18 protein-coding genes are annotated in these 13,588 nt (G+C 37.0%); 13 read left to right on the top strand and 5 right to left on the bottom strand.

Annotated features, from left to right (window positions below; translation table 11 throughout):
• The first annotated feature begins 11 nt into the window (after nucleotides 1-11).
• The 4 genes from J6836_RS06655 to J6836_RS06670 all read left to right on the top strand — a co-directional run bounded on the left by J6836_RS06655 (nucleotide 12) and on the right by J6836_RS06670 (nucleotide 3,460).
• Nucleotides 12-350, top strand: coding sequence for a hypothetical protein (locus J6836_RS06655; RefSeq protein WP_219247886.1), 339 nt, complete (start codon nucleotides 12-14; stop codon nucleotides 348-350).
• 162 nt (nucleotides 351-512) lie between these two features.
• Nucleotides 513-1,544, top strand: a complete 1,032-nt coding sequence (locus J6836_RS06660; RefSeq protein WP_219247888.1) for a zonular occludens toxin domain-containing protein — start codon at nucleotides 513-515, stop codon at nucleotides 1,542-1,544.
• Nucleotides 1,525-2,853, top strand: a complete 1,329-nt coding sequence (locus J6836_RS06665) for a general secretion pathway protein GspD (RefSeq protein ID WP_219247890.1) — start codon at nucleotides 1,525-1,527, stop codon at nucleotides 2,851-2,853. The genes J6836_RS06660 and J6836_RS06665 overlap by 20 nt, the downstream gene beginning before the upstream one ends.
• A gap of 388 nt (nucleotides 2,854-3,241) precedes the next feature.
• Nucleotides 3,242-3,460 carry a hypothetical protein gene (locus J6836_RS06670; protein WP_219247892.1) on the top strand — a complete coding sequence of 73 codons (219 nt, stop codon included), beginning with the start codon at nucleotides 3,242-3,244 and terminating at the stop codon, nucleotides 3,458-3,460.
• 200 nt (nucleotides 3,461-3,660) lie between these two features.
• Here the strand turns inward: J6836_RS06670 and J6836_RS23110 are convergent, their stop codons facing one another.
• The 5 genes from J6836_RS23110 to J6836_RS06695 all read right to left on the bottom strand — a co-directional run bounded on the left by J6836_RS23110 (nucleotide 3,661) and on the right by J6836_RS06695 (nucleotide 5,990).
• Nucleotides 3,661-3,927, bottom strand: coding sequence for a hypothetical protein (locus J6836_RS23110; protein WP_219247870.1), 267 nt, complete (start codon nucleotides 3,925-3,927; stop codon nucleotides 3,661-3,663).
• Between the two features lie 30 nt (nucleotides 3,928-3,957).
• Nucleotides 3,958-4,710: a hypothetical protein gene (locus tag J6836_RS06680; RefSeq protein WP_219247873.1), complete on the bottom strand. Its 753-nt coding sequence runs from the start codon at nucleotides 4,708-4,710 to the stop codon at nucleotides 3,958-3,960.
• A 16-nt stretch (nucleotides 4,711-4,726) separates the two neighbouring features.
• Nucleotides 4,727-4,915: a hypothetical protein gene (locus tag J6836_RS06685; protein ID WP_219247875.1), complete on the bottom strand. Its 189-nt coding sequence runs from the start codon at nucleotides 4,913-4,915 to the stop codon at nucleotides 4,727-4,729.
• 46 nt (nucleotides 4,916-4,961) lie between these two features.
• Nucleotides 4,962-5,630 (bottom strand): hypothetical protein, encoded by a 669-nt coding sequence (locus J6836_RS06690; RefSeq protein ID WP_219247876.1) that lies wholly within the window; start codon nucleotides 5,628-5,630, stop codon nucleotides 4,962-4,964.
• Between the two features lie 141 nt (nucleotides 5,631-5,771).
• Nucleotides 5,772-5,990, bottom strand: coding sequence for a hypothetical protein (locus J6836_RS06695; RefSeq protein WP_210834089.1), 219 nt, complete (start codon nucleotides 5,988-5,990; stop codon nucleotides 5,772-5,774).
• A 135-nt stretch (nucleotides 5,991-6,125) separates the two neighbouring features.
• On the opposite strand from J6836_RS06695, the gene J6836_RS06700 reads away from it, so the two are divergent.
• The 9 genes from J6836_RS06700 (at nucleotide 6,126) to J6836_RS06740 (ending at nucleotide 13,520) form a co-directional block, all read left to right on the top strand.
• Nucleotides 6,126-6,317: a hypothetical protein gene (locus tag J6836_RS06700; RefSeq protein WP_219247878.1), complete on the top strand. Its 192-nt coding sequence runs from the start codon at nucleotides 6,126-6,128 to the stop codon at nucleotides 6,315-6,317.
• Nucleotides 6,314-7,453: a replication initiation factor domain-containing protein gene (locus J6836_RS06705; RefSeq protein WP_210834086.1), complete on the top strand. Its 1,140-nt coding sequence runs from the start codon at nucleotides 6,314-6,316 to the stop codon at nucleotides 7,451-7,453. Before J6836_RS06700 ends, J6836_RS06705 begins: the two co-directional genes overlap by 4 nt.
• 22 nt (nucleotides 7,454-7,475) lie before the next feature.
• Entirely contained in the window at nucleotides 7,476-7,751 is a 276-nt protein-coding gene (locus J6836_RS06710) for a single-stranded DNA-binding protein (protein ID WP_219247880.1), read from the top strand.
• Nucleotides 7,752-8,010: 259 nt separating this feature from the next.
• Nucleotides 8,011-8,244, top strand: a complete 234-nt coding sequence (locus J6836_RS06715) for a major coat protein (protein ID WP_219247882.1) — start codon at nucleotides 8,011-8,013, stop codon at nucleotides 8,242-8,244.
• A 72-nt stretch (nucleotides 8,245-8,316) separates the two neighbouring features.
• Nucleotides 8,317-10,053 carry a hypothetical protein gene (locus tag J6836_RS06720; RefSeq protein ID WP_219247884.1) on the top strand — a complete coding sequence of 579 codons (1,737 nt, stop codon included), beginning with the start codon at nucleotides 8,317-8,319 and terminating at the stop codon, nucleotides 10,051-10,053.
• A gap of 18 nt (nucleotides 10,054-10,071) precedes the next feature.
• On the top strand, nucleotides 10,072-10,410 hold the full coding sequence (locus J6836_RS06725) for a hypothetical protein (RefSeq protein WP_219247886.1): 339 nt from the start codon (nucleotides 10,072-10,074) through the stop codon (nucleotides 10,408-10,410).
• 162 nt (nucleotides 10,411-10,572) lie between these two features.
• On the top strand, nucleotides 10,573-11,604 hold the full coding sequence (locus J6836_RS06730) for a zonular occludens toxin domain-containing protein (RefSeq protein WP_219247888.1): 1,032 nt from the start codon (nucleotides 10,573-10,575) through the stop codon (nucleotides 11,602-11,604).
• On the top strand, nucleotides 11,585-12,913 hold the full coding sequence (locus J6836_RS06735; RefSeq protein WP_219247890.1) for a general secretion pathway protein GspD: 1,329 nt from the start codon (nucleotides 11,585-11,587) through the stop codon (nucleotides 12,911-12,913). Before J6836_RS06730 ends, J6836_RS06735 begins: the two co-directional genes overlap by 20 nt.
• Before the next feature lie 388 nt (nucleotides 12,914-13,301).
• Complete coding sequence (locus tag J6836_RS06740; RefSeq protein ID WP_219247892.1) at nucleotides 13,302-13,520, top strand: hypothetical protein; 219 nt, start codon at nucleotides 13,302-13,304, stop codon at nucleotides 13,518-13,520.
• Nucleotides 13,521-13,588: the final 68 nt, after the last annotated feature.

Here is a 13,588-nt window from a genome sequence, read left to right on the forward strand (position 1 = left end):
AGGAGCGCATTATGCCGTTATTACTGGCTTGGTTACCTGCACTGATTACATGGTTGTTTAATGCATGGCGTATTTACGTTGCAGCTTCTTTTTTATGGAAAATCATTAAATATATTGCAGGTGTCATTATTACCTATGCTGTAGTGAACTATGTTTTTGGTGGATTTATCTCGGCACTCATTAATTGGGTCTCAACTTCATTAACGTATATTTCCCCGTTTATTGATGCCTTTTCGTTATTTTTACCCTCAAATTTTGAAACCTGCGTTTATATCATCATTTCAGATTACGTTCTTGCCATGGTTTTGTCATGGAAACATCGTATTGCAACGGCATTAGGAGCGATTTAAGTGGATTTTACTGTGTGGGACGTTATGGCATTTGCGTTCTCAATGTTTCTTTTATCTTATATAAGGTGATGTTATGTCTATCATCCCGTTTATACCGACACGCCTTGAATATTACTATGGTCATTTAACGCATTCATATGCTTATTCACTTTAGGAGGGGAAATGGCGGTCTATTTTGTCACGGGTAAACTCGGTTCAGGAAAAACACTCTCAGCCGTGTATAAAATCCGCGATTACTTAATGAATGGGCGTAAGGTGGCGACAAACTTAAATATCTCGTTAACAGGGATGTTTGGTTATCACGCCAAAAATATTAATCTGGTACGTATTCCTGATAAACCCAATATCATTGATTTAGAGTCAATTGGGCGCGGTAATTCTACTTACGATGAGTCACTCAATGGCTTACTGGTCTTGGACGAATGCGGAACATGGTTTAACTCGCGTTCTTGGGCAGATAAGAGCCGACAGGAGTTAATCAATTGGTTTGCACATGCGCGAAAGCTCGGCTGGGATATTCTTTTCCTTGTGCAAAGTCTTCATGTTGTCGATAAACAGAGTCGATTGATGTTTGCGGAACACGTGGTGTATTGCCGTCGTGCTGACCGTTTAAAAATCCCCTATATTCATTGGTTATTGCAATTAGTGACATTAGGGCATTTTCAACTCCCGAAAATCCACATGGCTATCGTGAAATACGGGGATTCACCGACTGCATTAGTCACTGACCGTTGGTTTTACCAAGGTGGGCCTTTGTATTCCGCTTATGACACCAAACAGCAATTTTCTGATTTCTATGCGCATGGGGCATTTTGTGTTTTGCCTCCGCATTACTACGTCTTAAAACGCACAAAAATTAATGTGAGCTTTTTTATGCGCTTAACAAAAATCTATTTCAAACGCTCTAAACGACTCAGCTTAATTCTTTTGGGAATATTCCTGTGCCTTTCAGGGCAATTTTTTTATCACAAGTATTGGCCATCAACGTCAGAAACACCCATCTTGCCACTTTCTGACGTTTTTATTGATTCTTACGTGAAGCACGGTAATCAGACTCAATACCGATTTTCAACACCAAATGGCATTTTATCTGAAGACGATTTAACAAATGCAGGCATAAAAATTTCGCAGGTATCGCCCTGTAAAGTGTCATTAAATTTAAATGGGGTTTCACATGAAGTCACATGTAAATAGCTTGATAGGGGCGTTCTTATTGTGGTGCTCCTGCGCACACGCTCAATTACTAGAAATGAATAATGCGCCCATGACGGAGTTTGTGAATTGGTATTCGCAGCTATCAGGAAAGGGCGTTGTTTTACCCAGCAATTTTGATGGGCGAATTACCATTTATAATTCGGATGTGGACGCCTCTAATATTGATGCTTTTTTTATTTCAGTCCTGGCTTCTCGTGGTTATGAAGTTGTGTCTGGGAGTCCACTGATTATTAAAGCGAACCCGACTATTGATGTGAAACAAACGCGCCTTAATATGACACCGCTTGAAAGTAATGATGATTCCAACAGCTTAGATTATCAAGATAATGGCTCATCACTGGACAATTTATTAGATTATCCAGTTCAATCCGCACCTAAGTTTTTGGAGATGGAAACACGCACCTTTAAATTTCAGCGTATTACGGCTAAATCTGCCTTACCCGTTGTCGATATCTATTTAAAATCATTACCCACATCAGGTTCACACGTCGTGCTCGATGCGGCTTCCAATTCACTGATTGTGACGACCGTTAAAGGCAACTTTGATAATATTGGCTCCTTTATTCGTGATATTGACGTGAAAACAGAACAAGTTCTGATTGAAGCGATTATGTTCGAGGTTGGCAAAGGTTCATCGTTTGATTTTTCATTTGCAGCAGGTAAGCGTTCAGATTCAAACATTGTTGGGGGTATCAATACCACCTCATTATCCGACTCTCTGACCTCCAAGGGAGCGGCATTTGGCATATTCTCAGGCAACATATTATCGTTGGCATTAACAGCTGTAGAAGGCGCTCAGGACTCAAAAATTTTGTCTGTACCCCGTATTTTAACCTTATCAGGCTCTGAGGGCTTTATCTCTTCAGGCCAAAACGTGCCGATTGTGACAGGAAAACTGGTTGGAGAGGGCGTTGACGCCAAAAATCCGTTCCAAACCATCACGCGCCGTGATGTAGGAATTAACTTACGGGTTACGCCTATCGTACTGGGTGACGGTTCGATTATGTTAGATTTATCGTCTAATTCCGGCTCAATTTCTAATGTTACCGCAGCTTCCGATATCATTTTAAACGAACGCACCATTAAGACGACCGTTCAGCTTAAAGATGGTGATACATTGCTTATTGGTGGGTTAATTCAACATAACGCGATTAATCAAAAAGACTCAACACCTATTGCGTCTTCTATCCCGTTAATTGGTTGGATGTTTGATTCCACCTCAGAATCTGAAACTGAAAACACCATGTATATTTTGATTAGAGCTCGGATTGTTTCGCCTTTATCCTAATTTTTTATTACGTTACATTCTAATTATTTATCAATCTCTCTTTTAATCAGAACCCTGTTAGCGATGTTCGCTCACTGCGAGAGCGGGGGGCGGATATCGCTAATGGGGTTTCTATTAACAGTCATTTTATTTATGAATATAGCTTTTGTGATTATATCAGAATAAAGTTTCTTTATATGCCGTTAGGCATGTAAGGCGACACGCTAAAATTTCAGAAATACCCAAAGCTCGCTCGCCGATAAAACGGGCGGGCTTTTTTGAAAAACACGAAACCGCGCTTGCGCCACTGGTTGACAGGATTTTAATTGTTCGATCTAATAGCAACTCAACAGTTTTATGGTCGAAGACGAAAGAATCTTTCAGCGATAATTTATAGGGAATGAATTAAATGAAGACTGTTTGGATTGATGAAGAATCTTTTTTGCAAATGGCTAAAATTGGCTGGATTGACTATAGCAATGCACGTTTAGATAACAATAAGTTGCTTGGTATCGAATTACCGCCAAGACGCAAAAATGGCAATAATACGCATTTCAAAATGACGTTAACCGATGTAACAAGGTTCATTAATGACTATAACGAAGCCAAAAAGAACCAACACAATTAACCAGCCAGAACGCTGGATTTCTTCATTTTATACCTAGGTTCGCATAATGTATAACGCTATGTTACAAAAGGGTTCTGAGTGATTGCGGTAGAATGGTTTTGGGGTTTACCGCAATCGGGAAGGTTCGTCTTTACACATAGCGTGCATTGTGCGAATCTACTAGGCTAAAATCTGAGAAATCATTAAAGGGTTTTATTAATTCATCTTTTGCCATCATTTAACTCTTTTTTATTAGATAATTCTATTACTGTATTAAAAAGATAATCATCTGCTACATCTAAAATAATGCCGATACCTTGATACTCGTCTTCATCACTACCTTTTAAGATTTCTCCTTCAGCCCCCTCAGTTTTCACAAACTCATAAATATCTTCAATTAAAAATGTAATTAATTCTGCTCTTGATTTTCTATTATTGTTTTTATCATTAATTAACCATTTATTAATTTCTAATTTAATTTTATTCATGTGACCTCTTATCTTTTCATCTTGTGTTAATCAATCGCCTGCTACTATTTTAATTTCCCGCATTGGAATATTATTTAACTCAGTAATGTTAAATATATACGTATCATCTTCAAGCTCTTTGTCTTTATTGATTTTTTTAGCAATAAAATAATCATTATACTTATTGACTATTACATATGTCATATTATTCTTTTCAATTGAATAAAATACTGATTTAGTTCTTGCACCATATTTACCCAGTGAAGTAATTATTAATGAAAATATAATTAAAATAAAAAGAATTGCTAACATATCGGTTGACAACCTTGTTTCTCTAACGCTGGATTTTCTATCTACCAACTCTTTTTCAATATTATTATTGATGCTCTCAAAAATATTTTTCGATTTCTCTTTGAATGGGAAAGATACAATAACAACTAGCAATGCAAATATCCCTATAGAAATAGCTAAGTATTTAAAATTCACATTACCATTCAAAAATAAAATCATTAACATGATGATAAATAGGAAAAAATAAGAGAATAGGTTTTTTGCTATTTTACCTATAATACCCAATGGGTTTATTAAGCTTACAAGCATATCCATTATCCCTGTGATTATGAATATAAACATAAACAACCCAAAGCCCATCTGTAATAAGTTCATTATACTTATGGAAATAAGGTCTTTTGAATAATTAAAATGGTTTGCATAACCTAATTCAAAAAAATAAGCAGAGCAATAAGAAGCACTTGTTATTATAGCAAGAAGTAGTGTTTCTTTTTTTAAAATACATTTAATCATAACATACTCATTTAGCTTACAATTTCCATCTTACTAGCGCACAGAAAGCAGTTGCAGCTCCTAAATATAACGTATATTTCCATTCAATGGCGTTAACTTTAGATGTGAGTAAAAACATGGCGAACGTTAATACTCCTAAAATTATGGCGGCTTTACCTGCATAATAAGAAATCATTGCATTCATATCATCATTAAAATTTGACATTATAACCTCAAATGTTCGTCTTTACACATAGAGTGAATTTTGTGAATTAATTATCTTCATTTTTAAGTGTCTTAACTTTAAAAATTACAGAGTCACTAGATACGATGTCAGGACTGCCATCCCACGTAATAGAGCCTTTATTTCTATATGTAAATAAGAGTTCTGTTGGAAATTCATTATCTGATTTAGCAGCCCATAATTCACGAAGATATTTAAGTTTAATCGGTGCATTAGCACTTATTAACGCCATTAAAACCAGTCTATCTTTTAACGTTGGAAGATTGTTACTATTAATTTTCGAATCAATAACATTGTTAATCGACAGCTCTAATTCTTTGATTTTTTCTTCATTACCATCAATTGCTTTTATTTTATTGTCAACCAGTGAAATTATTTCATTTTTCAATGTTTCTTTGACTTTTTCTAATGTATTTTCATCATCATTTTCGTTAATTTCATTAGGTTTTTTCCAAATATGCTCTCTCATATCTGTCACTGTATCTTTCATCATAGAGAATGTATCCGAATATAACTTATCAAATAGCTTTTCTAATCTTTCAACGTTTGATTGAATTTCACTTGCTGCCTTTGTTGTTTCTTTAGCAGCCTCGTTAGACATTTTAAAAAATACGATTGATAGCCAAATCGCACCAACAGCAAGCAGTAAGGAGGCTATGGATGCAATAAAACTAATAATTTCAAATATACTTTGCATAGTGTTTGTGGTTTCCATTTTCACAAATGTTACAAGGAATATGAAAACCCCCGTGCTGTACTACGGGGGTAGTCTCAGGATAACTACAATATTTCAGGCAACTATCTAAAAACAAAACATATTATCATTTCTGTAATTATTTTATTTTTTTATGTCACTTTTGAAAAATAGCTCTCCATTTTCATTTACATCTACATCATGAATTTTGTTCTCTAAGACAAAGTGAACAATATCAGATTCTCTATACACCGCTTTAAGCCCATTCATAATATTTTTTCTTGTTAAATTATAAGAAATTTCTTTTAAATCAGCGGATTCTGTGTCTTTTAGCCTAACTGTTTTAATCAGTGGTTCTGTCATATTTTTTTCTCTCATTAGTTGCCTACTCAGATCCTATAACATGTATACATATTTTCAATTACTAGTTGACATGTAATATGTAACAGGTATATCTTCAAATGAAATATAATTTGTAATATGTATACATGGTATTTTATGAACATTGTCTATTTCGATTTTATAGAAGGGTATGGCATTAACGCTCAAGTCGGTATTGAGTGGGATTTTTACCGTTCCTTTGAGGAATTGATTAAAGAGTGTTCAAACTGCTTTCACGATAATTTTATCTTAGCGCCAACCACGGCTATTTCAGGGAATTTCTTAGGTTACAGGGAGAGCTTGCTATGAGTAATCAATCAACTCGCTCTGTTTTTATTGACTATTTAGCTTTTTCCGCACCCATTTCAGTCATGAAAGATGTTCATACTTTTCAAGAAAAGGGTTTTGAATGGCGTAAATTTCAATATTTACCTTCTTATCGTCATTATCAAACTGAACCACGTTATGCATGTTTGCCTGAGTTTCAAGGGATCCCCGAGATCCCATCAAACACTATGACCGATGAGCAGTTAAATCAATATGATACTGACTTAATAGAATGCTATTTTTCTCGTTTAAAAACATGGATAGCTTCTGTTTTTGGCTTAGTTATGGGGCTGCCAAGGGGTAAGGGCGGTTTTGCATATAGTGATTCCGCACTGTTGTATAGTGACCAAGGTGGCTCAGATCATTGCGGTGTGATTTTTTGGGGAGGTAATAACGATACATTTTATGTTCAAATTTCAGGTTTAGGTTGTGCTCATGTATTTAGTGGAACAACACCACAAAAAATTCATAAGTGGTTAAAACACCTTGATATTTTTACATTAAAACGTCTCGACTTAGCAACCGATGATTATGATGGGATTTTTACCTGTCAAGCGGCATTACGGGATTATCGTTTTGATGCGTTCTATGGTGGAGCAGGTCCCAAACCTAAACTCGATACATCAAATGGCATTGATGCCAATGGATGTGTGACAAAAGAAATCGTCAATATTGGTTCTCGTCAATCTCGTATTTACTGGCGTATTTACAATAAAGCATTGGAACAAAAGGTTTCGGGTATTTGGTATCGTTCAGAGGTCGAGTTAAAAGGGCTTTCAATTGATACATTGCTAAATATCGCAGGAATTTATACTGGGCTATGTGATTATTCTGCTCAAATTAATCCGACTGTACCAACTTCTATTCCACCGCTTTTTGTTCGTAAAGCCATTGATTCCATTGAAGCAAAAGTTCGATGGTTACGCAAACAGGCATCAGCAACGCTTGCTAAAGTTTTTCATTATCATGAAGGTGATATGTTAAAAGTTTTTTCTATGGTTCTTAGGGAAGAACACCTTGAAGATCTAAATGTACGTTTTGATATACCGCCTATATATCACACTTTATACCAAACTTTAATGAGCGAAAAATTAAAGCTTTCTCAAACACCTTTTTAAAAATAATTAGGATGAATTTATTATGATTAAAATTGAATTAAACGCTGAAGATTGTGCAGTTAAAACAAAAGAAGTCACTTCAACTCGTACAGGTGAAATTTTACATTTCCGTGAGCAAAAAGCCTATATTTATAATGGCGGTATTTATCCCAAGCAATTCATGATTGGTCTGGAAAAAGATCAGGCTGCATATCCTGCGGGCTTTTATACATTATCTATAGATTCATATGATGTGGGGGATTTTGGTGCATTAAAATTCTCTCGAAATATTAAATTAATCCCCATTGATAAAAAATAAATTTAATTAATTTTAATAGGAAAGGGCATGTTTAATTTCGAACCGTCATTACTTTTTGAGTTAAGAGATTTTATTTATGTCGTTTCTGGTTTCATTGTTTTTTTATTGTCATTTATTGCTGGTCGCTTAACCGCTCCGAGGTAATTATGCTTGGATTAATTGCGTTATTTTCATCAATTGTTGCTTCAGGTTTTGCGGCTGGTTATCTCGTCGGTTTTTTTGACCGATTAACTCGTGAACTATCCTAGAAAGGTGATTTATGTTTAAAAAAACATTAGCAACAATCATTGTTGCTACCGCGTCCATCGCTTCTCCTGCTGTTTTTGCAGCTGAAACACCAACGTCAACAGTTCCGCAAGCTGCGCAAGATGCAATTACAGGAGTTGGCAGTACCGCAACGGGCATGATTGATTTGGCGTGGCCTGTTATCGCGCTTGTTGTCGGTGGTTTCTTAGCCATTAAGATGTTTAAAAAAGTGGCATCAAAAGTCTAACGCTATTGACTCAGCGTTATATCCTCTTTGGGGCTTCGTGCCCCATTTTTTTAAATAACAAGGTTTTCAATTATGCGTTTTATTTTCTTTTTATTACTCGGTTTTAGTTTCTATTCTAATGCGGTAATTAAAACGTATAATGTGACATTATCTGATACCAATTATAAAGTCTCTCAATATGACCCTAATACGGGTTTTTGGTCTTCATCATTTACTCTTGAATATCCGCTTCAAACTTATCAAGCGAGTGATTGTTTTCTTGAACGTAGTTTTTCTATTGCTCCGAGAACGATTGCCGAAAAATATATTAAACTACCGAATAGAAACCCAAATGCATCTCCGCCATCATTATCGGTTAAATTTAATCCAAAGGTAAAATGTACAGTTGATTGGGTTGAGGATAAACCAAAATATTCATTAACCGATAAAGCCAATTCAGCGATATTAACGATAACTTATCGCGCTTTTTATTGCCCTAATGAATCTGCTTATTCTTACAATAATTTAGATAAAAAAGAAGGATGTCCCTCTATTGAGCATGGTAGCTTGGAAGAATATTGTTTAAAACAACCCACGTTATATAACACTACAGTTAAAAACCCAACGCATGATGGTAAAGATTATATATTTAATAATGCAGAAAATGGCTGTAAATACTTTTCAGTTGGTTCCGTTATATTAAAACAAGAAAATCCACTTCGTATTACAAGTGATTGGGCAACAATTGGAGTCGCTGATTTAGATACTGGTGATAGCGAAATTATCGAAAATGATAATGGTAATGATGGTGGTAACGGCAGTGAAGGTGGTAACGGCAGTGAAGGTGGTAACGGCAGCGAAGGTGGTAACGGCAGCGAAGGTGGTAACGGCAGTGAAGGTGGTAACGGCAGTGAAGGTGGTAACGGCAGCGAAGGTGGTAACGGCAGCGAAGGTGGTAACGGCAGCGAAGGTGGTAACGGCAGCGAAGGTGGTAACGGCAGCGAAGGTGGTAACGGCAGCGAAGGTGGTAACGGCAGCGAAGGTGGTAACGGCAACGAAGGCGGTAATGGAGGCGGGAGTGCGTCAGGTGAATATGCCGGTATTTTAAACTCAATTCGTACAGATACACAAAGTATCAGTAAAACCACATCATCCATGGATAAAAACCTGAATTCCATCAAAGATAAAGCATCATCGATAGACGATAGGCTCGCTAATATTGATGGAAACGTTGCAAAGATTGAGCGTTATTTACGCCCAGAAGAACACTCTTTTTCCGAATGGCTGAATTCTTTTGATACCACTTACAGCACCTATTTTAGCCCCTCGATTAAAGAGCCTAATTCAATATTTAATGCCGAATTTGGGTATCGCAATGACAATGAGTTTTCACTGTATGGGGATATCGCCTCCAATATGCAAGGAGATGCGTTTGTCAGGTCATTTTCAAATATCTATCGAGAACAATTGTCAGGTTTAACTTCCCACTTACCAAGCAATTTACAACTGTCTTCGATTGCCAATCAATTAGACGGTTCGATTCGTTCTGATACGATTGATTTTAGAGACGATTTTAAAGCTTATGGGACATTTACCTCAATTTTTGGAGTGGGTGATTTAGTCAAATCCATTTATCAAGTTTTGCCCAAGTATAAAGAATGCACTCCGATTATCTTATTTGGTGGGTATCCTTATGAGTTTTCTATTTCTTGCGAATACATAAATAAAATCAAAGACTTTCTTTATTACGTCTTTTTCTTTTTTACATTGTGGTTCACGTTCACGAAATTAATGCATTCAATTTCAGCAACGCCCGCAAAAGAAAGTTAATACCAAAAGGAGCGCATTATGCCGTTATTACTGGCTTGGTTACCTGCACTGATTACATGGTTGTTTAATGCATGGCGTATTTACGTTGCAGCTTCTTTTTTATGGAAAATCATTAAATATATTGCAGGTGTCATTATTACCTATGCTGTAGTGAACTATGTTTTTGGTGGATTTATCTCGGCACTCATTAATTGGGTCTCAACTTCATTAACGTATATTTCCCCGTTTATTGATGCCTTTTCGTTATTTTTACCCTCAAATTTTGAAACCTGCGTTTATATCATCATTTCAGATTACGTTCTTGCCATGGTTTTGTCATGGAAACATCGTATTGCAACGGCATTAGGAGCGATTTAAGTGGATTTTACTGTGTGGGACGTTATGGCATTTGCGTTCTCAATGTTTCTTTTATCTTATATAAGGTGATGTTATGTCTATCATCCCGTTTATACCGACACGCCTTGAATATTACTATGGTCATTTAACGCATTCATATGCTTATTCACTTTAGGAGGGGAAATGGCGGTCTATTTTGTCACGGGTAAACTCGGTTCAGGAAAAACACTCTCAGCCGTGTATAAAATCCGCGATTACTTAATGAATGGGCGTAAGGTGGCGACAAACTTAAATATCTCGTTAACAGGGATGTTTGGTTATCACGCCAAAAATATTAATCTGGTACGTATTCCTGATAAACCCAATATCATTGATTTAGAGTCAATTGGGCGCGGTAATTCTACTTACGATGAGTCACTCAATGGCTTACTGGTCTTGGACGAATGCGGAACATGGTTTAACTCGCGTTCTTGGGCAGATAAGAGCCGACAGGAGTTAATCAATTGGTTTGCACATGCGCGAAAGCTCGGCTGGGATATTCTTTTCCTTGTGCAAAGTCTTCATGTTGTCGATAAACAGAGTCGATTGATGTTTGCGGAACACGTGGTGTATTGCCGTCGTGCTGACCGTTTAAAAATCCCCTATATTCATTGGTTATTGCAATTAGTGACATTAGGGCATTTTCAACTCCCGAAAATCCACATGGCTATCGTGAAATACGGGGATTCACCGACTGCATTAGTCACTGACCGTTGGTTTTACCAAGGTGGGCCTTTGTATTCCGCTTATGACACCAAACAGCAATTTTCTGATTTCTATGCGCATGGGGCATTTTGTGTTTTGCCTCCGCATTACTACGTCTTAAAACGCACAAAAATTAATGTGAGCTTTTTTATGCGCTTAACAAAAATCTATTTCAAACGCTCTAAACGACTCAGCTTAATTCTTTTGGGAATATTCCTGTGCCTTTCAGGGCAATTTTTTTATCACAAGTATTGGCCATCAACGTCAGAAACACCCATCTTGCCACTTTCTGACGTTTTTATTGATTCTTACGTGAAGCACGGTAATCAGACTCAATACCGATTTTCAACACCAAATGGCATTTTATCTGAAGACGATTTAACAAATGCAGGCATAAAAATTTCGCAGGTATCGCCCTGTAAAGTGTCATTAAATTTAAATGGGGTTTCACATGAAGTCACATGTAAATAGCTTGATAGGGGCGTTCTTATTGTGGTGCTCCTGCGCACACGCTCAATTACTAGAAATGAATAATGCGCCCATGACGGAGTTTGTGAATTGGTATTCGCAGCTATCAGGAAAGGGCGTTGTTTTACCCAGCAATTTTGATGGGCGAATTACCATTTATAATTCGGATGTGGACGCCTCTAATATTGATGCTTTTTTTATTTCAGTCCTGGCTTCTCGTGGTTATGAAGTTGTGTCTGGGAGTCCACTGATTATTAAAGCGAACCCGACTATTGATGTGAAACAAACGCGCCTTAATATGACACCGCTTGAAAGTAATGATGATTCCAACAGCTTAGATTATCAAGATAATGGCTCATCACTGGACAATTTATTAGATTATCCAGTTCAATCCGCACCTAAGTTTTTGGAGATGGAAACACGCACCTTTAAATTTCAGCGTATTACGGCTAAATCTGCCTTACCCGTTGTCGATATCTATTTAAAATCATTACCCACATCAGGTTCACACGTCGTGCTCGATGCGGCTTCCAATTCACTGATTGTGACGACCGTTAAAGGCAACTTTGATAATATTGGCTCCTTTATTCGTGATATTGACGTGAAAACAGAACAAGTTCTGATTGAAGCGATTATGTTCGAGGTTGGCAAAGGTTCATCGTTTGATTTTTCATTTGCAGCAGGTAAGCGTTCAGATTCAAACATTGTTGGGGGTATCAATACCACCTCATTATCCGACTCTCTGACCTCCAAGGGAGCGGCATTTGGCATATTCTCAGGCAACATATTATCGTTGGCATTAACAGCTGTAGAAGGCGCTCAGGACTCAAAAATTTTGTCTGTACCCCGTATTTTAACCTTATCAGGCTCTGAGGGCTTTATCTCTTCAGGCCAAAACGTGCCGATTGTGACAGGAAAACTGGTTGGAGAGGGCGTTGACGCCAAAAATCCGTTCCAAACCATCACGCGCCGTGATGTAGGAATTAACTTACGGGTTACGCCTATCGTACTGGGTGACGGTTCGATTATGTTAGATTTATCGTCTAATTCCGGCTCAATTTCTAATGTTACCGCAGCTTCCGATATCATTTTAAACGAACGCACCATTAAGACGACCGTTCAGCTTAAAGATGGTGATACATTGCTTATTGGTGGGTTAATTCAACATAACGCGATTAATCAAAAAGACTCAACACCTATTGCGTCTTCTATCCCGTTAATTGGTTGGATGTTTGATTCCACCTCAGAATCTGAAACTGAAAACACCATGTATATTTTGATTAGAGCTCGGATTGTTTCGCCTTTATCCTAATTTTTTATTACGTTACATTCTAATTATTTATCAATCTCTCTTTTAATCAGAACCCTGTTAGCGATGTTCGCTCACTGCGAGAGCGGGGGGCGGATATCGCTAATGGGGTTTCTATTAACAGTCATTTTATTTATGAATATAGCTTTTGTGATTATATCAGAATAAAGTTTCTTTATATGCCGTTAGGCATGTAAGGCGACACGCTAAAATTTCAGAAATACCCAAAGCTCGCTCGCCGATAAAACGGGCGGGCTTTTTTGAAAAACACGAAACCGCGCTTGCGCCACTGGTTGACAGGATTTTAATTGTTCGATCTAATAGCAACTCAACAGTTTTATGGTCGAAGACGAAAGAATCTTTCAGCGATAATTTATAGGGAATGAATTAAATGAAGACTGTTTGGATTGATGAAGAATCTTTTTTGCAAATGGCTAAAATTGGCTGGATTGACTATAGCAATGCACGTTTAGATAACAATAAGTTGCTTGGTATCGAATTACCGCCAAGACGCAAAAATGGCAATAATACGCATTTCAAAATGACGTTAACCGATGTAACAAGGTTCATTAATGACTATAACGAAGCCAAAAAGAACCAACACAATTAACCAGCCAGAACGCTGGATTTCTTCATTTTATACCTAGGTTCGCATAATGCATATTATGTTAAATAAGA

The organism is Providencia sp. R33, assembly GCF_019343475.1.
Taxonomy (GTDB): domain Bacteria; phylum Pseudomonadota; class Gammaproteobacteria; order Enterobacterales; family Enterobacteriaceae; genus Providencia.

Coding starts and splice junctions, on each gene's coding strand:
- J6836_RS06680 (WP_219247873.1), bottom strand. CDS start 4,710: ATGATTAAATGTATTTTAAAAAAAGAAACACTACTTCTTGCTATAATA.
- J6836_RS06720 (WP_219247884.1), top strand. CDS start 8,317: ATGCGTTTTATTTTCTTTTTATTACTCGGTTTTAGTTTCTATTCTAAT.
- J6836_RS06670 (WP_219247892.1), top strand. CDS start 3,242: ATGAAGACTGTTTGGATTGATGAAGAATCTTTTTTGCAAATGGCTAAA.
- J6836_RS06665 (WP_219247890.1), top strand. CDS start 1,525: ATGAAGTCACATGTAAATAGCTTGATAGGGGCGTTCTTATTGTGGTGC.
- J6836_RS06705 (WP_210834086.1), top strand. CDS start 6,314: ATGAGTAATCAATCAACTCGCTCTGTTTTTATTGACTATTTAGCTTTT.
- J6836_RS23110 (WP_219247870.1), bottom strand. CDS start 3,927: ATGAATAAAATTAAATTAGAAATTAATAAATGGTTAATTAATGATAAA.
- J6836_RS06735 (WP_219247890.1), top strand. CDS start 11,585: ATGAAGTCACATGTAAATAGCTTGATAGGGGCGTTCTTATTGTGGTGC.
- J6836_RS06725 (WP_219247886.1), top strand. CDS start 10,072: ATGCCGTTATTACTGGCTTGGTTACCTGCACTGATTACATGGTTGTTT.
- J6836_RS06695 (WP_210834089.1), bottom strand. CDS start 5,990: ATGACAGAACCACTGATTAAAACAGTTAGGCTAAAAGACACAGAATCC.
- J6836_RS06700 (WP_219247878.1), top strand. CDS start 6,126: ATGAACATTGTCTATTTCGATTTTATAGAAGGGTATGGCATTAACGCT.
- J6836_RS06715 (WP_219247882.1), top strand. CDS start 8,011: ATGTTTAAAAAAACATTAGCAACAATCATTGTTGCTACCGCGTCCATC.
- J6836_RS06730 (WP_219247888.1), top strand. CDS start 10,573: ATGGCGGTCTATTTTGTCACGGGTAAACTCGGTTCAGGAAAAACACTC.
- J6836_RS06655 (WP_219247886.1), top strand. CDS start 12: ATGCCGTTATTACTGGCTTGGTTACCTGCACTGATTACATGGTTGTTT.
- J6836_RS06740 (WP_219247892.1), top strand. CDS start 13,302: ATGAAGACTGTTTGGATTGATGAAGAATCTTTTTTGCAAATGGCTAAA.
- J6836_RS06685 (WP_219247875.1), bottom strand. CDS start 4,915: ATGTCAAATTTTAATGATGATATGAATGCAATGATTTCTTATTATGCA.
- J6836_RS06710 (WP_219247880.1), top strand. CDS start 7,476: ATGATTAAAATTGAATTAAACGCTGAAGATTGTGCAGTTAAAACAAAA.
- J6836_RS06660 (WP_219247888.1), top strand. CDS start 513: ATGGCGGTCTATTTTGTCACGGGTAAACTCGGTTCAGGAAAAACACTC.
- J6836_RS06690 (WP_219247876.1), bottom strand. CDS start 5,630: ATGCAAAGTATATTTGAAATTATTAGTTTTATTGCATCCATAGCCTCC.